General features: G+C 67.6%; 18 protein-coding genes and 1 tRNA gene. 9 read left to right on the top strand and 10 right to left on the bottom strand.

Annotated elements, in window-relative coordinates; all coding sequences use genetic code 11:
- Positions 1–60 precede the first annotated feature (60 nt).
- Positions 61–762 carry a uracil-DNA glycosylase gene (locus PSRA_RS04715; protein WP_094660741.1) on the bottom strand — a complete coding sequence of 234 codons (702 nt, stop codon included), beginning with the start codon at positions 760–762 and terminating at the stop codon, positions 61–63.
- Positions 763–971: 209 nt separating this feature from the next.
- Here PSRA_RS04715 and PSRA_RS04710 point away from each other — a divergent pair, with 209 nt between their 5' ends.
- Positions 972–1634: a LytR C-terminal domain-containing protein gene (locus PSRA_RS04710; protein ID WP_245834896.1), complete on the top strand. Its 663-nt coding sequence runs from the start codon at positions 972–974 to the stop codon at positions 1632–1634.
- A 110-nt stretch (positions 1635–1744) separates the two neighbouring features.
- On the opposite strand, the gene PSRA_RS04705 is transcribed toward PSRA_RS04710, so the two are convergent.
- Together PSRA_RS04705 and PSRA_RS04700 are read right to left on the bottom strand one after the other, a co-directional pair.
- Positions 1745–1966, bottom strand: a complete 222-nt coding sequence (locus PSRA_RS04705) for a DUF3107 domain-containing protein (RefSeq protein ID WP_158216322.1) — start codon at positions 1964–1966, stop codon at positions 1745–1747.
- 154 nt (positions 1967–2120) lie between these two features.
- Positions 2121–4355, bottom strand: coding sequence for a phosphotransferase (locus PSRA_RS04700; protein WP_094660738.1), 2235 nt, complete (start codon positions 4353–4355; stop codon positions 2121–2123).
- Between the two features lie 216 nt (positions 4356–4571).
- Here PSRA_RS04700 and PSRA_RS04695 point away from each other — a divergent pair, with 216 nt between their 5' ends.
- On the top strand, positions 4572–6323 hold the full coding sequence (locus PSRA_RS04695) for an ATP-dependent helicase (RefSeq protein ID WP_158216321.1): 1752 nt from the start codon (positions 4572–4574) through the stop codon (positions 6321–6323).
- A 36-nt stretch (positions 6324–6359) separates the two neighbouring features.
- Here the strand turns inward: PSRA_RS04695 and PSRA_RS04690 are convergent, their stop codons facing one another.
- Positions 6360–7928, bottom strand: a complete 1569-nt coding sequence (locus PSRA_RS04690) for a zinc-dependent metalloprotease (protein WP_094660736.1) — start codon at positions 7926–7928, stop codon at positions 6360–6362.
- Between the two features lie 113 nt (positions 7929–8041).
- Between PSRA_RS04690 and PSRA_RS04685 the strand changes: the two genes are divergently transcribed.
- Both PSRA_RS04685 and PSRA_RS04680 read left to right on the top strand, forming a co-directional pair.
- A complete protein-coding gene (locus PSRA_RS04685; RefSeq protein WP_094660735.1) occupies positions 8042–9061 on the top strand; it encodes a YlbL family protein in 1020 nt (339 codons plus the stop codon).
- Between the two features lie 60 nt (positions 9062–9121).
- On the top strand, positions 9122–9607 hold the full coding sequence (locus PSRA_RS04680; RefSeq protein ID WP_094660734.1) for a DUF3052 domain-containing protein: 486 nt from the start codon (positions 9122–9124) through the stop codon (positions 9605–9607).
- A 142-nt stretch (positions 9608–9749) separates the two neighbouring features.
- Here the strand turns inward: PSRA_RS04680 and PSRA_RS04675 are convergent, their stop codons facing one another.
- The 6 genes from PSRA_RS04675 to PSRA_RS04650 all read right to left on the bottom strand — a co-directional run bounded on the left by PSRA_RS04675 (position 9750) and on the right by PSRA_RS04650 (position 16197).
- A complete protein-coding gene (locus PSRA_RS04675; RefSeq protein WP_094660733.1) occupies positions 9750–10898 on the bottom strand; it encodes an iron-containing alcohol dehydrogenase family protein in 1149 nt (382 codons plus the stop codon).
- Between the two features lie 22 nt (positions 10899–10920).
- The gene (locus PSRA_RS04670) at positions 10921–11949 is read right to left on the bottom strand and encodes a DUF1684 domain-containing protein (protein WP_094660732.1); all 1029 of its coding nucleotides are present in this window, start codon (positions 11947–11949) and stop codon (positions 10921–10923) included.
- Between the two features lie 178 nt (positions 11950–12127).
- The gene (locus PSRA_RS04665) at positions 12128–13072 is read right to left on the bottom strand and encodes a MetQ/NlpA family ABC transporter substrate-binding protein (RefSeq protein ID WP_094660731.1); all 945 of its coding nucleotides are present in this window, start codon (positions 13070–13072) and stop codon (positions 12128–12130) included.
- Between the two features lie 102 nt (positions 13073–13174).
- On the bottom strand, positions 13175–13852 hold the full coding sequence (locus PSRA_RS04660) for a methionine ABC transporter permease (protein WP_094660730.1): 678 nt from the start codon (positions 13850–13852) through the stop codon (positions 13175–13177).
- Entirely contained in the window at positions 13849–14958 is a 1110-nt protein-coding gene (locus tag PSRA_RS04655; protein ID WP_094660729.1) for a methionine ABC transporter ATP-binding protein, read from the bottom strand. Before PSRA_RS04655 ends, PSRA_RS04660 begins: the two co-directional genes overlap by 4 nt.
- 72 nt (positions 14959–15030) lie before the next feature.
- On the bottom strand, positions 15031–16197 hold the full coding sequence (locus tag PSRA_RS04650) for an iron-containing alcohol dehydrogenase (protein WP_094660728.1): 1167 nt from the start codon (positions 16195–16197) through the stop codon (positions 15031–15033).
- Positions 16198–16734: 537 nt separating this feature from the next.
- Between PSRA_RS04650 and PSRA_RS04645 the strand changes: the two genes are divergently transcribed.
- The 5 genes from PSRA_RS04645 to PSRA_RS04625 all read left to right on the top strand — a co-directional run bounded on the left by PSRA_RS04645 (position 16735) and on the right by PSRA_RS04625 (position 23671).
- Positions 16735–16808, top strand: a tRNA-Val gene (locus PSRA_RS04645).
- Positions 16809–17545: 737 nt separating this feature from the next.
- Positions 17546–18976, top strand: coding sequence for a DivIVA domain-containing protein (locus PSRA_RS04640; RefSeq protein WP_158216320.1), 1431 nt, complete (start codon positions 17546–17548; stop codon positions 18974–18976).
- Positions 18977–19116: 140 nt separating this feature from the next.
- On the top strand, positions 19117–20310 hold the full coding sequence (gene dxr / locus PSRA_RS04635; protein WP_094660726.1) for a 1-deoxy-D-xylulose-5-phosphate reductoisomerase: 1194 nt from the start codon (positions 19117–19119) through the stop codon (positions 20308–20310).
- A 72-nt stretch (positions 20311–20382) separates the two neighbouring features.
- Positions 20383–21645 carry a flavodoxin-dependent (E)-4-hydroxy-3-methylbut-2-enyl-diphosphate synthase gene (gene ispG / locus PSRA_RS04630; RefSeq protein ID WP_094660725.1) on the top strand — a complete coding sequence of 421 codons (1263 nt, stop codon included), beginning with the start codon at positions 20383–20385 and terminating at the stop codon, positions 21643–21645.
- A 154-nt stretch (positions 21646–21799) separates the two neighbouring features.
- On the top strand, positions 21800–23671 hold the full coding sequence (locus tag PSRA_RS04625; RefSeq protein ID WP_245834894.1) for an alpha/beta hydrolase family protein: 1872 nt from the start codon (positions 21800–21802) through the stop codon (positions 23669–23671).
- Positions 23672–23799 lie beyond the last annotated feature (128 nt).

Below are 23799 nucleotides of genomic sequence, written 5' to 3'. Positions count from 1 at the left end.
TGTGCGGCGGTGTGGTCGCGCGGCGCGTCATCTCAGTCTAATCGGGATTGCGTACCTAGCCTAGATCGCGGGAAGCGACCAATCGACCGGCGAGGCGCCCATCTGCACAAGCGCTTCATTGGCGCGCGAGAACGGTCGGGAGCCGAAGAAGCCGTAGCGGGCCGACATGGGGCTCGGGTGAGGCGAGGCGATAATCGTGGCGTTCGTCAGGCGCGGCGCCAGCGTCTGCGCGTTGCGGCCCCACAGGATCGCCACAAGCGGTTTGGGGGAGCCGTCCGGGTTCGTGCGGGAGTTGAGGGTGTCGATGGCCATGTCGGTGATGGCCTCCCATCCCTTGCCGCGGTGCGAATTCGGCTTGCCCACCTGCACGGTGAGGCATCTGTTGAGCAGCATGACCCCCTGCGTCGTCCACGGCGTCAGGTCGCCGGTGGCGGGCATGGGCACGCCCATGTCCTCGACGAGCTCGGCGTAGATGTTCTGCAGACTGCGCGGCAGCGGGCGCACGTCGGGGGCCACGGAGAAGCTCAGGCCCACCGGATGGCCCGGCGTGGGGTAGGGGTCCTGCCCGACGATCAGGACCTTGATGGAGTCGAGGGGAATCGTGAACGCGCGGAAGATGCGCGGCCATGCGGGCAGGAAGTCGCGGCCCTCGGACTGCTCGGAGCGCAGGAAGCGCCCCATGGCGCGGATCTGCGGCTCCGCCCCCGCCATGGCCTGCGCCCAGCCGGGCTCCATGAGGTCGGAAAGTGAAGCGAGTTTCATACCCTCCACTCTACGGCGGGGCGGGGAAGGCGGATGGCGCGGGGCGCTGCGGCGCGGGCGGCGGGGCGGCGGGCATGTGATGGCGCGGACGATGGGGCGATGCGGTGGGGCATACGATGGGGCGATGCGGTGACGGTGCGCCCCCGATGTGGCCGATTGGTCAGGGAAACAAGTAGACTGGCCCTTAGTCACATCTCATGAGGAGAACCATGGCCGAAAACGAACACAAGTATCCCGCCGACGAGTTCGATAACCCGCCCATCGGACCGACCGGAATGCACCGCGGCAAGCGCAGCCTCGCCGTGCGACTCGTCCCGTATATCGTCACCATCGTGATCGCGCTGGCGCTCGGTATCTTCGCGTGGGCGTTCTTCTCAGGCGCCTTCAACCAGCGCGCCACCACGGCGGCGGACAACGCCGCCTCCACCTCCGCGCAGACCACGGAATCCTCCGCCTCCCCGTCCGACACCGCGTCTTCGGACGCGTCCTCGTCATCTGCCTCGTCCACAGACGCGGCATCCGCCTCGTCCTCCGCCGAGGAATCCACCTCCGACTCCGTCTCCCCGTCCGACACCGAATCGAGCAGCTCGGCCTCGGCCACGGCCAACATGGCGGCCACCGTCATCGTGTACAACGGCAGCGGCGTGAACGGCGCGGCCGCCTCCACGGCGCAGACGCTGATGAGCAACGGCTACACCGACGTGTCGGCCATGAACCCGTCCGACTACAGCTCGCTGCCGACCGCCACCACCGTGTGGTACAACACCGACGCCGACCTCGCCACCGCGCAGAGCATCGCGTCGACGCTCGGCATCTCGAACGTCGTGCAGGTCAGCGGCCTGTCGTGCGATGTCGCGGTCGTGCTGAAGTAACGCTTCGGGCGGCGCCGCCCGGGATGACGAAGGCCCCCTCCGTTCGGAGGGGGCCTTCGCGTATGTGCTGTATGCAATCGCCGGTGTGTGGATGCGCCGCGGCGCGTGCGTCACATGCCGAAGCCGACGTGGCGCGGTTCCTCGACGCCCACGATGGCGTAGGCCAGGGACTTGCAGTTGACGAGCACGGTCTCGCCCTTCTCGTTCGTGAACTGCGCGACGGAGCCGTTCGCGGCGGCATCCTTGATGATGGAGGTGACGCTGTCGACGCTGTCCTTCGTGCTGAAATGCACGGGGCGTGCCGTGTTCTCGATACCGATCTCGACGTCCATGGGGTCTCCTTGCCTCGATGCCGCGCGCATGCGCGGCGTGAATGGTTGTCCGAAGCCGATTCTAGTCGGGGCCGGCATGCGAACGGCCCCGTCGCCCGGGTCTCAGCTGCCAGCTGAACGGGGCGGACGGGGCCGGTGTGGTGGAACGGAGAGGCTAGATGGAGAACTCGCCGGACGGTTCGTTCGAATCCGCGTCGTCGGCCACCACGGTTCCGTGCTGGGGGAGCACCTCGGTGGGGTTGTCGTTGCCGGCCGGCAGGTCGTCGGTGTCCAAGGGGCCACGATGTGCGCCGTGCTGTGCATTGTGCGCGCGGCCGGCGGTGCCGAAGCCGACGCTCACGGCCTCGTCGCCGGATCCGTTCCGGGCCGGCGCCGGATCGGCGGAGTCGGTAGACGGGGCGGACTGAGACGACGGGGCATGCTGCGACGACGGCGTGGACTGCGAATCCGAGGCTTCGGACTGCGCCGTCTGCGACGGGGCGGCGTTTTCCGCGGCCGGGCGGCCGAAGCCCGGAAGGCTCACATGCGCCGGGTCATCGTCGCTGTCCTCTTCGAAATACAGCGGCTGGGCCGGCAGCATCACGGTCTGCAGATCGGAGCCGGCGGAGCCATCGTCGGGCGCATCGTCGGGGGCATACTGCCCGCCGTAATGCACGGGTGCCTGGAAGGTGTCGGAGAACTCCGCCACCTCGTCGGCGTGCACGTCGCGCGCATAGACGTATGTTTCGGCCGACTCGCCTCGGAACGCCGCGTGTCGCGGTTCGAAGGTGGCGCTCGCGACGGTTTCGATGGCGTTTGTCTCGTCGCTCGGCTCGGCCGGTCGCGACGTTTCGTTCTGCGGGACGGGGCGCTGCGAGGCGGCGTTCTGCGCCGCGGGCCGACGATTCTGACGCACCGTGCCACGCGTGGCGGGACGCGTTCCCGTCGTGTCGCCGACAGGGGTGGCGTGCACGGAGCCCGTGGCCTCATGCGCCCACGGCGAGGCGTCGGGGTGGGAGAGCTTGTCGAGGTTCAGACCCACGGTGTTGAGCTCCGGAAGCGCGAAATGCTGCACCTGCTCGGACGGATCGGCGTTCGCCTGGCCGGCGGCGCCGGAGCGGACGGCGCCCGTGCCGCGCGTCATCGAGATCGCCATGGTTTCCGCCGTCACATCCGCGCCCTGTTGCGCCGTTCCCCGCTGCGCCGCGCGCGCCTGTCCTGCCTGCCCGGCGCTCGCCTGATTCTCGTGTGACAGGCCTTCGCGGCGTGCGAAATCCGCCGCGTTCACGGTATACGGGCGGCCCAGCCCCGCCGTCTGCAGGTCCGGAGACAGCCGCTCGGCGGCGTGCGACGCCTCGCCCGGATGCTCCACCGGGCGTGCGCCGGGAGCCCCGTCGGGGGAGTTGAGCAGGTCGCCGACCGTCAGCGTATTCGGGTGCTCGTAGTGGCGCGAGGCGTTCGGCTGCGCGCCGCGCGTCGCGATGATGCGGTGCGCCAGCTGGTCGAGGCTGGCCTTGAAGTTCATGATCTCCACGTTGTCGGCGCGTTCGATGGCGTCGAGGTAGTCGCGCACCTGCTCCATCTCCACCCACATGCGGGCGCGCAGCATGATCATGTCGTCCATGCGCGAATCCATGATGCGTGCGTAGGCGGCGGTCACCGCGTTGCGGCGCTCCGGGTCGAGGTACTTGTAGATCCACGCCAGGTCGCGCGCCGGGTCGTTGACCTGCAGGTTCTCCCAGTGCAGCATCGCGCTCACGTCCTCCTGGCGGAACAGCACGTCGCCGTCCTCGAAGCCGCCGTGCACGAGACGGCATTGGAAGTCGAAGAGGTTGGGCTGCGACAGGATCTCGCGCCAGCTTCCCGTGATCTCCTTGGGGATCTGGTTGTTCTTCGACAGATAGCGCATCCAGCCGCCCATCTGCTTGCGGATCTGCTGGGCGGTGTACGTGGGGAACTTGGCGTCGACGGCGAACTGCGGGTTCATGCGGTGCACGGAGCCGATGGCGGCGCCGATCGTGCCGCACTGCGCGGCCGTCAGGTCGGTGAGCATGGCGGCCTCGCCGTCGTGGTGGCGCGTGATCATGACCGCAAGACCCTTCGACGCGGATTTGTCGATGGTTTTGAAATAGCGCACGTTCTCGAGGCGGAAGCGCAGGCTGGCCGGCTCCTTCGCCTTGTGCATACTGATGGCGGCCACGGCGCGGCGGGACAGGAGCCTGACGGCGTCGCCGCCTTCGGCGATCGTCGTATCGTATTCCTTGCCCGCGGAGTCAGTGACGACAACCGTCTGCAATCCGTCTCGATCGCCTGCCTCCATGAACTGCTCGGATTCACGGACGCCCGCGGGCGCGATGTCGGGTGCAACGGCTGCTGTCAGCGCGGCTGCTTCGTAGAGGGTCTTAGTCACAATTCACAACCTTAATACAGCACGCGTCCCAAGGATACCGGAGCGCCTTCGGCTCGGGGCGGGAATCGCGGGGCCGGGGAATCGTGGAAGCCGCGCAATCCCGAAAGATGCGTCAGGCCTCGGTAAGATAAGGGTGCTCCGCATCGTGCGCGGCGCCGGCGTGCAGAACGCAACCGGACGCAACGAACCGAACGCAACCGCAAGGAGGTGACGGCCGTGACCGCCAAGCAAGCCGAGGCCCTTCTCGAAGGACTCGACGCGAACCAACGCCGCGCCGTGCAGTCCACGAGCGGCCCCGTCCGCATCATCGCCGGCGCCGGCGCCGGCAAGACGCGCACCATCACGCGGCGCATCGCCTACGCATGCGCGCTGGACGTGTGGAACCCCGCGCACGCGCTCGCCGTCACCTTCTCCGCCAAGGCCGCCGCCGAGATGCGCTCGCGTCTCGCAGCCCTCGGCGCCGGCGAGGTGCGCGCCAAAACCTTCCACTCCGCGGCCCTCAGCCAGCTGCGCTTCGTCTGGAGCTCCCTGACCGACGAGCCCTTCCCCGTGCTGCGCGCCACCAGCCTGCCGGCGCTCTCGGAGGCGGTGCGCGTGGTCACGAACCAATCCGACCTCGACATCCACGACCTGCGCCTTATCAATTCCGAGATCGACTGGACCAAGGTCTCGCTGATCGCCCCCGAGGACTACCCGGCCGTCTGCTCCGCCACGGGGCGCATCCCGCCGGCGCAGCTCGACCCGGTCACCTTCGCCAAGGTGGCGCTCGAGTTCGAACGGCAGAAAAGCGCCCTCGGGGAGATGAATTTCAACGACATCCTCCTGCTCGTGTGCCACATCCTCCAGGCCTTCCCCGAACAGGCGCGCCGCATCCGCCGCGGCATCGACTGCGTCACCGTCGACGAGTACCAGGACGTCTCGCCGCTGCAGCACCGGCTCCTGCGCCTGTGGCTGGGCGGCATCACCGAGGTCTGCGTCGTGGGCGACGCCGCGCAGACCATCTACTCCTTCGCCGGCGCCACAAGCCACTACCTGCTCGACTTCGCCCGCGAATTCGCCCCCGTCCACTCCGATATCGTGCTCGACCGGGACTACCGCTCCACGCCGCAGATCGTGCATTACGCCAACCGCGTGCTCGACGCCTCGCCGTGCCGCGACGACTACCTGACGCTGGTGTCGGCGCGCGGCGACGGACACCCGATCCGCCCCACCGTCTACGACGATGAGCTCGACGAGGCGCGCGGCATCGCCTCGCGCGTCTCCCGCCTCGTTTCGCTTGGCGTGCGCCCCGGCGACATCGGCGTGCTGGCGCGCACGAACGCGCAGCTCGTGCCGATCAGGAAGGCGCTCGCGGACGCGGGCATCCCGCTGACGGTGCGCGGCGACCGGCGCGAGGCGCAGGAGGCGCTGTCGGCCGGCGACCTGGCGAACGCGCGGCACGCGGCGTATGCCGAGGACGATGCGGCGTGGGACGCGCAGGCGGAGAAGGAGATGGACGACGATGGGTCCGATGCGGCCGGCGGTGCCGGGCGTTCCGGCGGTGCAAGCTCCGGCGACGGGGCGACGGGGCTGGATGGCGCCGTGCCGCCGGCCGGCGGGAGAGCGCCGGACGATGCACCGACTGCGGCCGCCGCGGATCGGCGCATGGAGCGGGAGCGCCTCATCACGGAGCTTCTCGAAACGCCGGGCGCGGTGGCCGAGGGGCGCGCCGACCCCGGTACTGTGAGCCTGTCGACGATTCATTCGTCGAAGGGCCTCGAATGGCGCTATGTGTTCGTGGCGGGGTGCGCCGACGGCCTTATTCCATACGGGCGGCCGCGTAGCGACGCGGAGCGCGAGGAGGAGAGACGGCTCATGTACGTGGCCGTGACGCGTGCCGAGGATGCACTGTTCCCGTCATATCCCAAGGGCCAGTCGACCGCTCCGGCGGTGCGCCGTCCGCTGAGTCCCTTCCTGCGCGGCATGTGACGGGACCGGGAAGGGCAGGATTCGGTCGGCCGGTCGTCAGTCGTCGTGCGCGTCGTCGGACTCGCCGGAACCTTCCGGCGAGTCGCCATCCGAAGCGTTGCCGCCATCCGTGCCATCGTCGCCGTCTTCGCTCAGCAGCTTCTCGAGCTCGGCATCCCAGTCGATGGAGGGGCGTGCCTCGGATGTCCCATCCGCGCCGTCGGCAGAAGCGGCGGCACCGTCATCCGCAGAAGCGGCGGCGGCATCCGCATCCGCCACGGCGCCATCGTCGCTCGTCGACACCTCGGATTCGCCGCCGCCCAGCGAAGGCAACAGGTCGGGGTGGTTCCAGTGCGCGTCGCGATCCTCCACGCCGTCCGCCGTCATGGCGGACCACACGTCGGCCGCCTGGCGAATCGTCCTGGGATGGATCTCGAGCCCCAGCAGCGATTCCAGCGTCTGCTCCGCCGGACCGCCCGTCGCCCTCTCGCGGCGACGCATCTCCAGGAGCTGGTCGAGATGCGGCAGGTGCGCCATGCCGGCGCGCCACACCACGCAATCCACCCAGCCCTCCACAAGCGCAAGCAGGTTCTCGATGGACTTGAGCACCTCGCGCTGCTCCGGCGTTTTCTCGGCGGCCACATTGCTCAGGTTCACAGCGCCCGAAATCGACTCGGGATCCATGCCCGCGGCATCGCGCAGCTGCGACTCCATGGAATCGAGGTCGATCGACGTGGAGCGCGCGTACTTGTAGATAAGCGTCTCGAAGCGAGACGGAAGCCACGGAACCGCCGCATACAGGCGCGCGTGGGCCACCTCGATCAGCGCGAGGAAAGACATGACCTCGTGCACGTCGATGTCCAGTTGGTGCGCGTACTCCTTCACGTTTTGCACGATCAGCGCGCCCGCGGCGTTCGTTCCCATCGGAAGGCCCTGGTCATAGGAGCCGCGCACCTCCGTCGCCATCTCGCCGGCGGCGGCGCCCAGCTGCAGGGAGAACGACATGCTGCCCACGAAGCGCATGATCGTGCCCGGGTTCCTCATGCTGTCGGGGATCGGGATGGGCACGGGGCCGGCGAACAGGCCCGACACCTCGCCCTGCATCTGGTCTCCGAAACGCTGTTGGAACACGTCGGCCAGCGACGAGCACAGGCGGCCCACCACAGGGCTCGCGAGCTTCGCCCAGCGGGGGAGCGTCTTGTCGGCCCACTGCTCGCGCGTCCAGATCTCGACGGAGCCGGGCGCCGGGTCGAAGGTCATCGTGGAGTCAAGCCACAGATTCGCTTCGCTCACGGCGGCGCGCATATCGTCGGCGTCACGCGCCGTCACGTTCGGCTGGTAGTCCTTCTGGCGAATGCGTTCGTCGGCCAGGGCCTTCGACATATCCACGATGATGGGGCCGTCCTTCATCACCGCGTCCATGTCGGACATGGTGCGCAGACCGCTCGCGTTGAGCGCCGTGAAGAAGGAGCGCAGCTGCTGGGGGTCGGGCAGGCCGGTGGCGGAGTTCTCGAGCAGCTGCTGCTTGATGTTGTCGGGAAGCTTCTGGAACTGCTGCCACGCCTGTTCGCCCTCAAACGGTCCGAAGGCGTCCAGCATCCACTGGTGCAACTGGTTCTCGTCCATAAGGTTCCCATCCTGTTCCGCCCCGGCGAGTCGCCGCGGCATTGCCGTGCCTCGTTCGGCGGGCATCGGACGGACCGCCCGCCGGACGGAATGTTTCTTCTATAGTATGGGCCATGGCGCAAAAATCGCATGACAAAGCCCCGAATACGCTGAGAGCGGGAAAGACGAGGGCTGGAAGGACCGGCACAGGAAAGACCGGCACAGGAAAGACCGGCGCGGCCCTGTCCGACCGGACGGCGGCCATCCGCCGCGGCCCCGTCTCCTGGATCCGCGACCTTTCCGACGGCCGCATGGGAACGAAATACCTGCTCGGCGCGCTCCTGACGGTGCTGTGCATCGTGGCCATGCTCCTTCCCACCCCATACGCGCTGCGCTACCCGGGCCTGACGCTCGATGTGCTCGGCGAGGTGACCACGTCCGACGGACAGCAGGCGGTGATCACGATCGACGGCGCGCAGACCTACCGTGATTCCGGCAAGCTGCTCATGACCACGGTGTCGGTGGCGGGTGCGAACACCACGGCGCAGAACTGGCAGACGCTTATGGCGTACTTCACCAGGTCCGCGGTGGTGCTGCCGCGCGAGGCCGTGGTTCCCTACGGCACCACGTCGGAGCAGTACACGAGCACGAGCAACGACCAGATGACGACCGCGGAGGACTCCGCCTCGTCCAACGCGCTCGACTACATCGTGGCCAACGGCCTCGTCTCCGGCTTCTCGAAGGACGGCGTGGACGTCACCATCCAGCCGGGCGAGGTGGGCGGCCCTTCCGCCGGCCTCATGTATACGCTCGGGGTCATCGACGAGCTCACGCCGGCCGACGAAACCGGCGGCCTGACGATCGCCGGCACGGGCACGATGGAGTCCGACGGCACCGTGGGCGCCATCGGCGGCATCCGGCAGAAGCTCCTCGGTGCGCGTCGTGACGGGGCCACGTGGTTCCTCGCGCCCGCCACGAACTGCGACGAGGTGGTGGATAACGTTCCCGACGGCATGCGCGACGTGGCCGTGACGAACCTCGACGACGCGTACAAGGCGCTGGTGGCGATCGGCAAGGGGGAGGGCGATTCGCTGCCCCGGTGCAGCGTGGACGTGTATAACGACGCCATTGCCTCGAGCAGCGCGTCGCAGTGACGGCGGGGCGACGGCGCGGGATTGGCATGTCGCTTCGTGGACGGGTTGCGGCCGTGTTACATGGCAGTTGCTAAGCTGTGTGACGTGTCTACAACTACGATCACAGAAGCGCAGGAGTTTGGTTTCCATCCCGGTGACATCATCCAGGAATGGTTGTGGGATGAGGACGTGGACGAAGATCTGCGCTCGAAGATTCAGGATCTGACCAACGAGGACCTTGTGGACGAGGATTACGATTCCTCGGTTGACGGGGTCATCATCTGGTGGCGCGACGGCGATGACGAGGATGCCCTGGCCGACACCATCATGGATGCCACGAGCCTCGCGGACGAGGGGGTTCCGTTCTGGATCATCACGCCCAAGCCCGGCCGCGAAGGCAGCACCAGCCCCACCACGCTCCAGTCCGCCGCAAAAACCGCCGGCATGAACGCCGCGACCCCGCTGACCGTGAGCAAGGACTGGAACGGTGTTCGCCTGCGCGCTTTCGGCAAGGGTGCGGAGCGCGCCGACCGCATGGAGCGCAACGAGCGCGATGACATGCGCTGAGTTCGTTCGCTCAATCGGTTCAGCGTGCCGGTTCCGTGCGGTGGTGCGGTAGGCGGTATACGACTTTCCCTACTTTCCCATTGAAGAGGGCGGTGGATGCAGATCGCATCCACCGCCCTTATGCATATGTGCCGTTAGTCATCTAGTCATCGTGCGCCATGCCAGCATGCGCCGCGTCGTCCTGCGCCGCGATGCGCTCCACCTCGTCCATCGCCACGCCCACGTCGTGCGCCGTGATGCCCGGCACCGCCGCTGAGAACCCCATGCGGTTGCCCGCCGCGAACCCGAGAACCGCCGCGCGTTCCTCGGGCGTCGGAGCCAGGCCCATGTCGCCCAGGGAACGTGGCAGCCCGATGCGGCGGTAGAACGGCAGGAGGGCGCGGATATCGTCTTCCAGACCCTGCGCCGCCAGTTGCACGAGGATGCCGTACGCCACCTTCTCGCCATGCGTCACCTGCGCCGCGCCGGGAATCAGGCTCAGCGCATCGTTGACCGCATGGGCGCCCGACGCGCGGGCTGCGGCGCCGCCGAAACCGCCCACGGTGCCGGCCAGGCCGATCACCGTGTCGACCACCGTCTGCAGATGAACGTCCACGCGCCCCTCGTCCAGCGCCTGCAGCGCCGCCGCCCCGTGCTCGAGCAGTTGCGCGCGGATAAGCCGCGCGGATTCGCGAGCCAGTAGGTCGAAAGGCCCCAGATGCTCGGCGTGATCGAAGATCGGGGCGCTTTCGTACCACTTAGCGAGTGTGTCGCCGATGCCTCCGACGAGGTAGCGGCGCGGTCCCGTGGCCACCAAGGCGGGGTCGACGAGCGTGAGGACGCTCGTGCGCGGATGCAGCGGCGAGCTCACGTAGCGGTGTCGTTCGTCGTAGTTCACCGACACCGTGGAATAGGCCGAGCATGTGGAGGCGAGCGTCGGCACCACGATGATGTCTGTGCGCGCCAGCTCCGCCACGTTCTTCGCCGTATCCGACAGCTTGCCGCCGCCGATGGCCACGATCGCGTCCGTGTCGGCGGGCAGGCGCCCCGCGATCTGGCGCGCATTGCGGATGGTGGCGCTGCCGTCATAATGCTCCACAAGCGTCAGCGGCACTTCGCCGCGCAGCCCCGTCTCGGGGTCGGTGGCCGTGGCGACGTAGCGCGTGTATGCCTGCCACGACGCCTCGCCGGTCACGATGACGGGGCGGTGGTAGTCCTCGATATAGCGCCCCAGATGGAGCGCGGCGCCGATGCGGCTCACATACCTGTTGGGGCCGGGGCGGACGTCCGAATCCTTGCGTCCTGTTGCCATATTCTGTCCTCCTGGCCGCCCGTCAGTACTCGGCGGCGTTCCTCGGGTTCTTCTCGCCCGCCGTCACCTTGAAGGGCAGGTGGTTGCGCTTCGACGGGATGGGGCAGGTGCAGAAGCGCGAGAACGCGCACGGGTAGTTGAAGGCGTAGTTGAAGTCGATGGAGTCGAGGTCGTCCAGATGCAGCGGGTCGAGGTGCAGCACGCGGCCGATCGCGTAGGTCTCGGAGCCGGTCGTTTCGTCGGAGAAGAACACCGTCACATGGCCGAACACATTGCACACCACAAGGCTGTACGGCGTTCCGTCGTACTCGAAGTCGACGGAGCCCACCACTGGGTAGGACTGCAACACCGTGGTGACGACGGAATCGTGGATATCCAGCTCCTTGCCGGTGGCGCGGCGGAAGGAGGCGGGCAGTCGCCACGACGGGTCGACGGGGTACGTGTCGATGCCATCGAAGGTGCGGCGCGCCTTGGCCTGCGGGTCCTTGACGCGGATCCAGAAACGATGCCTCGTGCGGTTCGCCAAGTCGGTCTGCGCATTGACCTCGACGCGCAAGTCGCCGTAGTCCAGGTAGGCGAGCGCTTCCTCGCCGAACAGGGAGGGGCGGAAAGCGACCGGGGCGTCGACCGGCGTTGCGTTGAGCGTGACGGCAGGGGACGGGGCGATGGCTCCGTGGGCTGATGGCGGGACGGCCCCGTCCGGCACATACACAAGCGTGTCGTCGCGCGCCACCCAGGTGCCGGGCACACGGGGTACGCGGGCGGACTCGCCCTCGGCCACCCATGTGATCGACACGGGCGCCAGATAGCCGTGGGGCGCCGTCAGCTCCTCGACGCGCCGGTCATGCCACATCGACCAACGGCGCACATAGGCGTCGGTCGGCGTGGCGCTCGCAACGGCGCTCGCGACCGAGGCATCGATGACGGCGGATGACGGTGCGGCGTCGCTCACGCGGGTCGGTGCGCCCAGGGTGATGCCGGGTGCGGCGCCCTGGGCGCCGCGTGCGAAGGCCGACAGGCCGGAAGTCTGAGGCGTGTTGGGTGTGGTCATGGTTCCTCGATTCTGCGTGGGGTAAGGCAATGGGGGGGGATGGAGGGGAATGGAGGGATGGAGGGATGGAGGGATGGAGGGATGGAGGGATGGAGGGATGGAGGGATGGAGGGATGGAGGGATGGGGCGGGCGAAGCGATGAGGAGCGGGGCCCGGTCGCGACGCCCCGTCAGTGGAATCAGTAGGAGAACGCCGGCACGTAGGTGCCGTCGTAGCTGCTCGTGATGATGTCGGCGACGGCCTTGCTGTGGTAGGCATCCACCACCTTCTGGTACGTCGGGTCGTCCTTCTTCGAGGTCTGCGCCACGATGATGTTCACATACGGCTTGAGCGCAGGGTCGCTGGCGTCGGGGTTCATCTGGAACACCGCGTCGCTTACGCTTCTGCCCGCGTCCACGATGAAGTTCGCGTTCGTGATGCCGCCGGCGTAGTCGGGCAGCAGGTTCACGATGGACGGGGAGTCCACCAGCTGGATGTCGATGCCGCTCGGATTCGCCACGATGTCATCCACCGTCGGATTCTCCTTGGTGTTGTCGGCCAGCTGGATGAGCCCGGCCGCGTCCAGCACCTTGAGCGCGCGCCCCGTGTTCGTGGCGTTGCTCGGGATGGCCACCTGGTCGCCGGCCTGGAACTGGGAGACGTCGGTGTACTTGTCGGAGTACAGGTTCAGCGGGCAGATGTAGGTCTCGCCGATGGGGGAGAGCTCGTAGCCGTTGTCGGAGATCTCCTGCTCGAGGAACGCGTAGTGCTGGAACGCGGTGAGGTCGAGCTCGCCGTTGGCCTGCGCACGGTTGGCGCAGATGCCGTCCTGGAAGGATTTCGTCTCGATCGTGATGCCGGCGTTCTCGCTGTCGAGCACCTGCTGCACCGTCTTCCAGATCTCTTCGTCGGAGTCTCCTACGAGGCCCACGGTGACGACCGTCGTGCCCTTGGCGCGGTTCGAGCGCACGAGCGTGTAGGCCACGGCGCCGATCACGACGATGGCGGCGACGATGGCCGCGGCGATAAGCCTGGTGCGGGCGCGGGCCTTCTTCGACGTGACGGCGGAGGCGCCGTTCGCGGCGGCGGCGTCGATATCGTCGGTGCGGTTGGTGTCGGGATTCGGGGAACCGGTGGATGACATGGGGATGCGTTTCTTTCTCTTGTGGTTTCTCTGGTGTTTTGATGTGTGGGGAACGAAGGCTGCGGGAAAGACGGGGCTTCTGGGAAAGACGGAGCCCCGTCGTCAGTGCTCGGTGAGCTCCACGAGCTGCCGGCCGACGAACTCGATGATTCCGATCAGCACGACGAGCACGATAATCGTGGCGTATGTGGCATCGAGCATGTAGCGCTGGTATCCGTAGCGGATGGCGAAGTCGCCCAGGCCGCCGCCGCCCACGATGCCCACGACGGCGGTCAGGCCGATGAGGCTCACCGTGGCGATGACGCTCACGCGGATGATCGACGGCACCGCCTCGCGCAGGTATACGCGGCGCACGATGCGTGGAACGCTCATGCCCAGCGACTCGGCGGCTTCGATAAGCCCCCTGTCGACGCCTGCGAGCGCGGACTGGATCTGCCTCGTGAAGAACGGCGTGATGCCCACGACGAGCGGGAAGATGGCGCCGCGCGTGCCGATGGCGGTGCCTGCGATGGCGCGCGTTACGGGAACGAGCGCCGCGGCGAGGATGATGAACGGGATCGACCTCAGCAGGTTCACGAGCTTGTCGAGCACGTTGAACACGGCGCGGTTCGGCGTCAGCCCGTCGTTGGCGGTCAGCGTGAGCAGCACCGCGAAGAGAGTGGCGAGGACGAAGGAGATGAGGCCGGAGACGAGCACCATGACGAGGGTCTGGATGATGCTGTCGATGAATTCCGGGAAACGCGCGGCGACGTTGGGGAACCATGAGTTCAGGATGGTCATGCTGTCAAAACCTCGATTCCGATATTGCGGTTGCGCAGGTAGTCGATGGCGGCCTCGATGCGGTCGGCCGCGCCGTCGAGGATGACGACGAGGCCGCCGAGGGGTGCGTCGTCGATCACGTCGATGTCGCCGACGATGATGTTCGCGTCGATGCCGAAGGTGCGGGAGATATGCGAGACGAGGGCCTCTGAGACCTCCTGCGAGATGTAGCGCATGCGCAGCAGCACCTGTCCGGGGTGCAGTGCGATAAGCGGCGATTTGTCGGCGATCAGATCGTCGATCTTGCCCAGGCTCGACGTGGTGGCGACGAAGGCCTGCGTCAACGGCGTGCGCGGGTTGGCGAACACGTCGAAGGTGCGCCCTTCCTCGGTGATGGTGCCGTGGTCGATGACGGCCACGCGGTTGCAGATCTGCTTGATCACCGACATCTGGTGCGTGATGATGACGATGGTGAGCCCCAGGTCGTCGTGCAGGCGGCGCAGCAGCTTGAGAATGGACTTCGTGGTGCTCGGGTCGAGGGCGCTCGTCGCCTCGTCGCTGAGCAGTACCTTCGGGTTGTTCGCCAGGGCGCGGGCGATGGCGACGCGCTGCTTCTGGCCGCCCGACAGCTCGCTGGGGTAGCTGTCGGCTTTGTCTTTGAGGCCCACGAGGTCGAGCAGGCGCGACACGCGGGTGGCGCGTTGGGCGGCGGTCAGGTCGGAGTCGAGCAGTGCCAGCTCCACGTTGCCGGCCGCGGTGCGCGAGGGCATGAGGTTGAACGATTGGAAGATCATGCCGATGCCACGGCGCAGGTCGCGCAGCTGCTTCTTCGACAGGTCGCCGACCTCGTGGCCGCGCACGGTGACGGAGCCCTTGTCGTAGGACTCGAGGCCGTTGATGCAGCGCACGAGGGTGCTTTTGCCGGCGCCCGACAGGCCGATGACGCCGTACACGTCGCCTTCGGCGATGTCGATGTCGACATCGTGGAGCGCGACCTTGCGGCCTTCGTCGCCGATGTAGGTTTTCGTCAGGCCGGCGATGTGGATGCCGTTGGCGCGGGCGGATTCGTGGCGCGCGTCCTGCGCGGCGGCGGTTTCGGGCACCGCGGCGGGTGATTGCTGGTTCATCGTTCCTTCCTTTCTGACAGACGATGGGGGCGAGTGGATGGGGTGAGGCGGAGAACGGGACGGGGCAGGTGGCTAGTACGCGAGCTCGAGGATCTCGGTGACGGCCCCGCGGTCGAGCGGATGGTAGTTGCCCACCGTCGTCGTGCCGCCGTGCGTAAGGCGGTCGGCGATCGTGGCGATGGCGGGGCGGGGGATGTCCAGCTCGTGCAGCGACGTGGCCAGGCCGAGCTCACGGAAATGCCTCTCCAGCGCGTCGGCCAGCGCGTTCGCCGCCTCGAGCGGCGTGTGGTCGTAGGGGTCGATGTCCAGCGCGCGCACCGCGAGCTGTGCATATCTGTCGGGCGCCACGCGCGCCACAGAGCGGATGATGGAGGGCAAGATGGCGCTGATGCCCTCGCCGTGGATTACGTCGAACTCGCCGCCGATCTCATGCTCGATGCGGTGCGTCGTCCAATCGTTGCAGGAACCCGTCGCGAGGAAGCAGTGGTTGAACATAGTCGCCGACAGCCAGTGCAGGTCGGTGCGGTTCGCGAGGTCGGACGGGTCGGCGGCGTACCGTTCGCCGGCCCGGAGAGCTGCGCGGAAGCCGCCCTCCAGCAGGCGGTCGGCCGCCTCGATATGCGGCTTCGACGTGAAATACGGCTCAAGGAACCCGACGGCCAGATCCGCCGCGGCCGCGGCCTGATAGTGGTACGGGGCGGTGGCGGAGAACGCCGGGTCCACGATGGCGAAGCGCGGGATGATGACGCGCGTCTCGAGGGCGCGCTTGTCCTGGCCCTGCTGGAGCACGGCGCAGTCGGAGACCTCCGAACCGCTGCCCGCGATCGTGCCGATGACGCCCGTCGGCACCGTGCTCGTGACCGGCGCCGTGCCGAGGAAGAGGTCCCACACGTCGCCGTCGTAGCGCAGGCCCGCGGCCACCGCCTTAGCGGTGTCGAAGGAGCTGGCGCCGCCCGCGGCGAGCACGAAATCCACATGTGCGGAGCGCGAGCGGTCGATCAGCGTGCGCACGAGCTCGATGCGCGGATTGGGCACCACGTCGCCGTTCTCGATGAGCGACGCGCCGAGCGAGGCGGCGGCCGATTGCACCGCATCGCGGATTCCCAGCGTGTCGACGTAGCCGCCGCTGTACACGAAGAGGATGGACGTGGCCCCGTTGAGGCGCAGCTGGTCTTCGAGGGCGTCGAGGGCGTGGTCGCCGAAGACGAGGGTGCTGGGCGTGTAATACGTGAAGGTCATATGGGCTCCCGGGGTCGGATTGCGTGGTGCATGGACGCGGTGCACAGCGCGCGGTGCGTGGTGCGCTGTGCGCTGTGCGTGGCGTTGGGTGGGCTTGTGGCGCCGGCCGGTGCGTGCCCGTGTGGATATCCGTGGATGGTCGGGAGCGGATGGGATGCGTCGGAGGCGATGGGTTATGCCTCGACGTGCGCTCCGTGTACGGGGAATCCGTGTACGGGGACTGCTCGGTGGCTGCTGTAGGAGCCACGATATTCCCGCCGCGCTCGCGACACGGGGCGTCGATTATCGGTTCTTCCCCGACGGCCCCATAGCTTCGCGTTATACCGCCGCGCCTGCGAGATGGGCTTCGGCGGGCGCCGGCGCTCGGCGCAATCGTGAATCGTTGCGGCAATGCCGTTCGACGCAATCCGCTCCGTTTTGTTCTGAACTTGGGCAGGGACGAGGACCGGGGCGGTGCCGGATACCATGCCAAGGCAGACAGGCTGTTCCGGACAATGGACGCGTGGTCGGGCGGTAGGCTGTATGCTGTCTGACTGCGGGCAATTAGCTCAGGTGGTTAGAGCGTCGCCTTTACACGGCGGATGTCGGGGGTTCGAATCCCTCATTGCCCACTGTTTTTCTTTTCGCCGGTTTCCATTGCCGGTTTCGGCGCGGGTTTTAGCGCATGTGTCGGCGCACATGTCGGCGCCGGGATGCCGCCCCGACACGTGGCGACGGCTCCATTCCCCATTCCCTGACCCAACCGTCTCTCCAACCGTGGTCGAGGGGGCGCGGTACTGCACCCTCGGTATCGTTTGTCTGTCCGGTTTCCCTGTTCCGCACCCCTTACTGCCGCCGAGGGTGCACGATTCTGCACCTTCGGCAGGGATTGTCTGCCTGATCTCCCCATTCCACAGCCCTAACCGCCATCGAGGGTGCACGATGGTGCGCCCTCGGCGGGGGATAGGCCGGTCTGGAGCAGCTTGGGGGACTATGACTGCGGTCGAGGGTGCACGATTCTGTGCCTTCGGCGGGGGATAGGCCGGTCTGGAGCGGTCTTTGGCGCCCTAACCGTGGTCGAGGGTGCACGATGGTGCGCCCTCGGAAGGGAATAGGTCGGTTTGGAGCGGTATTGGGCGTCGTAACTGCCGTCGAGGGTGCACGATTCTGCACCCTCGGCGGGAGATAGGCCGGCTTGGAGCGGTCTTTGGCGCCCTAACTGCGGTCGAGGGTGCGCGACAATGTGCCCCGGCCCGGGGCGCGGCTTCGCAAACGTGCGTTTTCCGCGCATATGGAGGCGTTGGACGGGCGTGGTCGGAATTATCGCGTAATCTTGTTAGAGATTCTCGGACTTCAGGAGGATGCTTCGATGCCTAGGACAAAGGACAACGCAGAGCAGGGCGCGGCCCCGTCGATCACTCGGGTCGGCAAGCACAAGATGGGATATAACCCGCAGAAGGTTGACGAATTCCTCGAGCACGCCCATGAACTCTACGATTCTCCCGAACCGCGCCTCACGCAGGAGGAGATTCAGAGCGCGTCGTTCGACTTTGTGAAGAACGGCTATTCCGTGGCCGAGGTCGATGCCGCGCTCACCCGCCTGGAAAGCGCCGTCGTCGACAAGCGCACGCAGTGGGACGTCCAGCATTACGGCCGCGTGGCGTGGCGCGCCCGCACCGATACCCTGGCCCGCTCCCTGCATGACCGCGCCGCCCGCCCGCATGGCGAGCGCTTCTCCGACGGCCTGCCGAACAAGCCATCGTATGACCGCGCGCAGGTCGACCACATGATCGACTGCGTCATCGCGCAGATCGCCGACCAGCTGGGCAAGACGAGCGGCATCGCCGTCGAAGACGCGCCGGAGCCGAAGAGGCGCCGCAAGGACCCGGAGGTCTGGACGCTGTCGGACGTCGCGAACATCGTGTTCACGCAGCGCACCGGCCACCGCGGCTATGACGAGCGCCAGGTCGACGCCTACATCAACCGCATGCTCCAGGTGCTCGCGCGCATCGAATCCTTCGAACGCATCGAGGGGCCCATCGCCTCCACCGATTCCGCGCAGCGCTTCGTCAACGATTCCTCCGCCGAGCCCGTCGACGCGCCGGCCTCCTACGACACCCCGTCGCCGGCCCCGTCCGCCGACGAGCCGTATTCCGCGGACTTCCGCACCGTGTCCGCACCGGCCCCCGTCGACGAACCGGAGGAGCCCGCACCGACGTTCACTCCGGGCTTCGACGTGGCGCGCGCCGCGAGCGACCGCGCCGCAGCCGCCGCGGCAGCGACCGGAACGACGACCGTCGCCTCGACTCGCGTTTCCGATTACGGCGCCGAGGCGGATTACGGCGATCGGGGATTCGACGCTTCCGTGTCTTCCTCCGTCCCCGACGCATCGTCCACCGTGGACTTCGACGCCGCCGGCCTCGGCACCTACGGAGCGGGCGCATCGTCCTTCGACACCGGCTTCGACACCGCCCCGCAGTCCTTCGCACCGCGCGCCGACGTGCACCACGGCGACACGGGCCGCGCCTCTGCCGCAGCCCCGTCCGATTCGCCGGCCGCTACGCCGGCCCCCGCCCCGCAGCCGCCGATGTCCTTTGCCGATGCCAAGCACACGTCCGAACGCGGCAGCAGCTCGCTGGCCTCGCTGGTCAACGGTTCGCGCGACATGACCGGTCGCCCGCGCCAGTCCGCCGCCGACTCCGACATGTCGGTTCCCACCGGCATCATCTCCTCCGGCCCCATCGTGGAGCCGCTGATTCCTGACGACGGCCGTTCCGACTCCGACGCCTCCCGCCAGTAGCCGCCGCAGGCGCCGTACGGCGCCACGATATCCATTTCACGATTTCTACCTAACGATGCGCGCGTCGCGCTGCGCCGAAACGCTGCGCGACGCGCGCATGGCCGCGCCTCGGCGCGGATTGACGAATCGAGGATCGCTTCATGCGCACTGTCATTCTTCTGGGTTCCACCGGATCCATCGGCACCCAGGGACTTGACGTCATCTCCCGCCATACCGACGATTTCACCGTGACGGGCCTTGCGGCCGGGGGAGCGCATACGCGCCTCCTCGCCGAGCAGGCCGCGCGGTTCCACGTGCCGGCCATCGCCGTATCCGACCCCGGCGCCGTGCCCGCCTTGCGCGATGACCTCGCCGCCGTCGGCCTCGGCCCCCGCGATGTCACCGTGACGGCGGGACCCGACGCGGTCGTGGCGCTCGCCGGCTCCGGCGCCGACGTGGTGCTCAACGGCATCACCGGCTCCATCGGCCTCGAACCGGCCATCGCCGCGCTCCAGGCCGGAAGCCAGCTGGCGCTCGCCAACAAGGAATCCGTGGTGGCCGGCGGCCACCTGCTGTTCGACGCGCAGATCCGCCCCGACCAGATCAACCCCGTCGACTCCGAGCACTCCGCCGTCTGGCAGTGCCTGCGCGCCGGCACACACAGCGAGGTCTCGCGTCTCGTCATCACCGCGTCCGGCGGCCCCTTCCGCGGCTGGACGCGCGACCGCATGGGCTCCATCACGCCTGAGCAGGCGCTCAACCACCCCACGTGGCATATGGGCCCCGTCGTCACCATCAACTCGTCCACGCTGATGAACAAAGGCCTCGAGGTGATCGAGGCGAGCCGCCTGTTCGGCATCGACCAGGCGCATATCGCGGTGACGGTGCACCCGCAGTCGGTGGTGCATTCGATGGTGGAGTTCCGCGATGGCGCCACGATCGCCCAATGCTCGCCGCCCGACATGCGCCTGCCCATCGCACTCGGCCTGTCGGCGCCCGATCGCATGCCCGACGTGGCCGCGCACTGCGATTGGACACGCGCCGCCACCTGGACCTTCGAACCGCTGGATGACGAGGCCTTCCCCTCCGTGGCGCTGGCCCGCCGCTGCCTCGACTCTTCCGAACGCCACACCGCCGCCCTCAATGCGGCGAACGAGCAGGCCGTGCACGCATTCCTCGCGCACCGTCTGCCGTATCTGGGCATTTTCGACGTGGTGCGCGGCGTGCTCGACGACATGGACGACCGCCTCGCTTCCGCATCGGGGCCCCGTTTCGAATCCGTCGCCGACATGCTCGAGTGCGAGCGGGAGGCCCGCGCCCTCGCAGATGCCCGCATCGCCTCCTACGCCGCCTGACCTGTTTCCTGACAGCATTCCTGTTTCCTGACAGCATTCCTGACAGCATTCCTGACCGCAGGAAGGACCGTTATGACCGAGAACACCGAAAACACCACAACCGCAACCGGCACTCACGACGCCGCGTCCGCCGCAACCGCCCCGTCCGCCGGCTTCCGCAAAACCGGCGACCCGGATATCTCCGAATCGCCGCTGCATCCGCGCCGCGTGTCGCGCCGCATCATGGTGGGCCCCGTACCAGTCGGCGGGGGAGCGCCCATCTCCGTGCAGTCCATGACGAACACGCCCACTCGCGACGTCTCCGCCACACTGCGCCAGATCGGCGAACTCGACCAGGCAGGCTGCGACATCGTGCGTGTCGCCGTTCCTACGCAGGATGACGCCGACGCGCTGCCCGAGCTCGTGCGCCGCTCGCCGCTGCCGGTGATCGCCGACATCCACTTCCAGAGCAAGTACGTGTTCGAGGCCATCGACGCCGGCTGCGCCGCCGTGCGCGTGAACCCCGGCAACATCCGCAACTTCGAGAAGGTGGGGCCGCAGATCTGCCAGGCCGCCACCGACGCGGGCATCAGCCTGCGCATCGGCGTGAACGCCGGCTCCCTCGACAAAGACATCTATGAGCGCTTCGGCGGCCCCACGCCCGAGGCACTCGTGGCGTCCGCGCTCAAGGAGGCGCATATGTTCGAGGACGTCGGCTTCCACGATTTCAAGATCTCCGTCAAGCATCACGACCCCGTCACGACGGTGCAGACCTACCGCCTGCTCGCCTCGAAGGGCGACTGGCCGCTCCACCTTGGCGTGACCGAGGCCGGCCCCGCGTGGCAGGGCACCATCAAGTCGTGCCTCGCGTTCGGCGCGCTGCTGGCCGAGGGCATCGGCGACACGATTCGCGTGTCGCTGTCCGCGCCGCCGGTCGAAGAGGTCAAGGTCGGCTGCAAGATCCTCGAATACCTGGGGCTGCGCCAGCGCCATTTCGACATCATCTCGTGCCCCAGCTGCGGGCGCTCGCAGGTCGACGTGATCCAGCTGGCCGAGGCGGTGACCGAAGGGCTCAAAGGCATCACGGCGCCGATTCGAGTGGCCGTCATGGGCTGCATCGTCAACGGTCCGGGCGAGGCGCGCGAGGCCGATCTCGGCGTGGCGTCCGGCAACGGCAAGGGGCAGATCTTCATCAAGGGCAAGGTGATCAAAACCGTGCCGGAGGACCAGATCGTGGAGACGCTTCTCGAGGAGGCGCAGCGCATCGCAGGCGAGATGGAGGCCTCGGGCGACGGGGCGGGCGCCTCGGGCGCGGGCCCCGTGGTCATTCCCGTGACCGACGGGGCGCAGGCCTGACGGGCGCCGCGCTGACAGGACGCTGCTGAGAAGACAATACGATGCCTGCGCGGCGATAGCCTCATCCGGGGACGATTCCGCTACGAGATGAGACGTCTTGCCTCGCCCCGTTCCCGGTTCCGGCCATGACATAAACTACACAATTGTGTCAGATGTGAAAAAGCCTTCCCCCAATGACCAGGACCCGACGACGCCGCGCGAGACCAGCACGGCGCCCCATGCCGGCGCATCCTCCGCCGCCTCTGGCACCGCCGCTGACACGGACACCGCAGGCACCGCCGCCGTCCCCACCCAGCCGCACCAGTCGCGTCATATCTGGAGCGTGGCCAGGCGCTGCGTCGTCAGCATCATCGTCTTCATCCTTCTCATGGCCGGCCTCATCGGCCTGTCGCGCATCACCACCATCGCGTGGACCGGCGAGCCGACGGACCAGTCGATCAGCACCATGAGCAACGACACCAGCGTCGCCTACGAAGCCGGCGGCGAGACGCTGCCCGCCAAAGGCACCTACGAGGTCGAGACCATCAGCGACTACATCGACCTCGTGCGTCCCGGCACCGGCGAGGTGCAGCACGCCCACATCCTTGTGCGCATGCCCGCCGGCGTCAGTGCCTCGGGCTCCACCGCCGATGCCAAGCTCGCCGATGGCGCCACGGCGCCGTCGTCCGCCCTTCCGGCCAAGCTTCCCGCCGCCGTCTACATGCACGGAGCGGGCTACGGCACCGCAGAAAACTCCTTCGGCGACGTCGCCACCGACCTCGCCTCCGCCGGCTTCGTCACCCTCACCGTCGACAAACCCGTGTGGAGCACGAACGACGTGACGCGCGACTATCCGGGCTCCGCCCACGCCTACGACCAATGCATCAAGTACCTGCGCAACCTGTCGTACGTCGACTCCGGCAAAGTGGGCATCTACGCCACGTCCGAAGGCGCGTGGATCGCCCCGTACGTGATCCGCGAGGACGGCGACATCGCCTTCCAGGTGCTTCTGAGCCCCTTGGTGTTCAACCCGCTCAACGCGCTCGCGTTCTTCGTCTCGCAGGACTTCTCCATCGTCGGCGCCAACCCCGGCTACAAGAACATGGTGCAGCGTGTCTTCTCCGCCGACTTGGCCTTCCTCGGCCTCGACAACGTGAATTTCCAGGCCATGCTGCCCGAGTCCTACAGCGTGCCCACCTTCGTGGCATACGGCTCGAAGGACGTCATGACGCCGCAGGTGGAGGGCGCCGCCACCATCCTCAGCATGGCGCATGACGCGGGCAACTGGGACGTCACGATCCGCAACTATCCGATCGGCAACCACGTGCTGCGTATCGGCGACGAGGCGGAGACCGGCACCGTGCTCGTGGACCACTACGAGGATGATTTCGTGGACTGGGCGGTGGGACAGACCCGCGGCCTGAAGCAGACGACGCCCGCCGTCGCCGGTGCCACGATCCGTCAGGCCGTGGCCGTGCCGCAGAACCTGCACCCGCGTCGCGCCGCCACCGTCTACGGCATCGCCATCCACGTGCTGCAGATCCTCCTGCTGCTCGTGCTTCTCGTCTGCGTCATCATCGCCGCGGTCAAGCACGTCATCAAGAAGCACCGCAAGGAGGGCTCCGCGCTGGGCTATTCGCGGTATTTCAAACGATTGCTGCTCCTGAGCTTCATCTGCACCTTCGGCTCGCTTCTGTTCTTCTTCTCGCAACTGGGGCAGGTGGTCCTGCGCGTCGTCAAGCTCATCTGGGGCGCGGCGCCCGTCGCCCCCGGCGCCATCTGGTGGGGCTGGTACGCCGTGCAGGTGGTGTGCTGCATGGTGGTGTTCGTGTGGGCATGTGTGTTCGCCGCCGGTCTCGAGGTGCTCGACGCGCACGGCCTGCTCCGCGCACCGTGGAAGCCGCGCCGCCCCGCGGCTCCCGAGGCCGTGGGCGAGGTTCCGTTCGCCGCCACCACGTTCGGCCGCTTCACCGCCGTGGTGTGCATGCTCGAGATCCTGCTCATCCTCCTCGTGCTCGCTTTCTGGGGCCTGTTCATCTACTGGTGACGCGGTTTCGGTATGCGGTTTCGCCGCGCCCGTGCCGCGGGTACAATCGAAACGTCAACGAAGAGGAGCCGGATGCGCCGCCCCGTCGTCGGCACGCATGGCTTTTTGCGCGTGTTTTGCGACACGCC

The sequence above is a fragment of the Pseudoscardovia radai genome (assembly GCF_002259605.1).
GTDB lineage: Bacteria > Actinomycetota > Actinomycetes > Actinomycetales > Bifidobacteriaceae > Pseudoscardovia > Pseudoscardovia radai.
Note: the sequence above shows the minus strand (reverse complement) of the source record. Positions and strands in the feature narration are given on the sequence as shown.

Coding starts and splice junctions, on each gene's coding strand:
- PSRA_RS04715 (WP_094660741.1), bottom strand. CDS start 762: ATGAAACTCGCTTCACTTTCCGACCTCATGGAGCCCGGCTGGGCGCAG.
- PSRA_RS04710 (WP_245834896.1), top strand. CDS start 972: ATGGCCGAAAACGAACACAAGTATCCCGCCGACGAGTTCGATAACCCG.
- PSRA_RS04705 (WP_158216322.1), bottom strand. CDS start 1,966: ATGGACGTCGAGATCGGTATCGAGAACACGGCACGCCCCGTGCATTTC.
- PSRA_RS04690 (WP_094660736.1), bottom strand. CDS start 7,928: ATGGACGAGAACCAGTTGCACCAGTGGATGCTGGACGCCTTCGGACCG.
- PSRA_RS04685 (WP_094660735.1), top strand. CDS start 8,042: ATGGCGCAAAAATCGCATGACAAAGCCCCGAATACGCTGAGAGCGGGA.
- PSRA_RS04680 (WP_094660734.1), top strand. CDS start 9,122: ATGGCAGTTGCTAAGCTGTGTGACGTGTCTACAACTACGATCACAGAA.
- PSRA_RS04675 (WP_094660733.1), bottom strand. CDS start 10,898: ATGGCAACAGGACGCAAGGATTCGGACGTCCGCCCCGGCCCCAACAGG.
- PSRA_RS04670 (WP_094660732.1), bottom strand. CDS start 11,949: ATGACCACACCCAACACGCCTCAGACTTCCGGCCTGTCGGCCTTCGCA.
- PSRA_RS04665 (WP_094660731.1), bottom strand. CDS start 13,072: ATGTCATCCACCGGTTCCCCGAATCCCGACACCAACCGCACCGACGAT.
- PSRA_RS04660 (WP_094660730.1), bottom strand. CDS start 13,852: ATGACCATCCTGAACTCATGGTTCCCCAACGTCGCCGCGCGTTTCCCG.
- PSRA_RS04655 (WP_094660729.1), bottom strand. CDS start 14,958: ATGAACCAGCAATCACCCGCCGCGGTGCCCGAAACCGCCGCCGCGCAG.
- PSRA_RS04650 (WP_094660728.1), bottom strand. CDS start 16,197: ATGACCTTCACGTATTACACGCCCAGCACCCTCGTCTTCGGCGACCAC.
- PSRA_RS04640 (WP_158216320.1), top strand. CDS start 17,546: ATGCCTAGGACAAAGGACAACGCAGAGCAGGGCGCGGCCCCGTCGATC.
- dxr (WP_094660726.1), top strand. CDS start 19,117: ATGCGCACTGTCATTCTTCTGGGTTCCACCGGATCCATCGGCACCCAG.
- ispG (WP_094660725.1), top strand. CDS start 20,383: ATGACCGAGAACACCGAAAACACCACAACCGCAACCGGCACTCACGAC.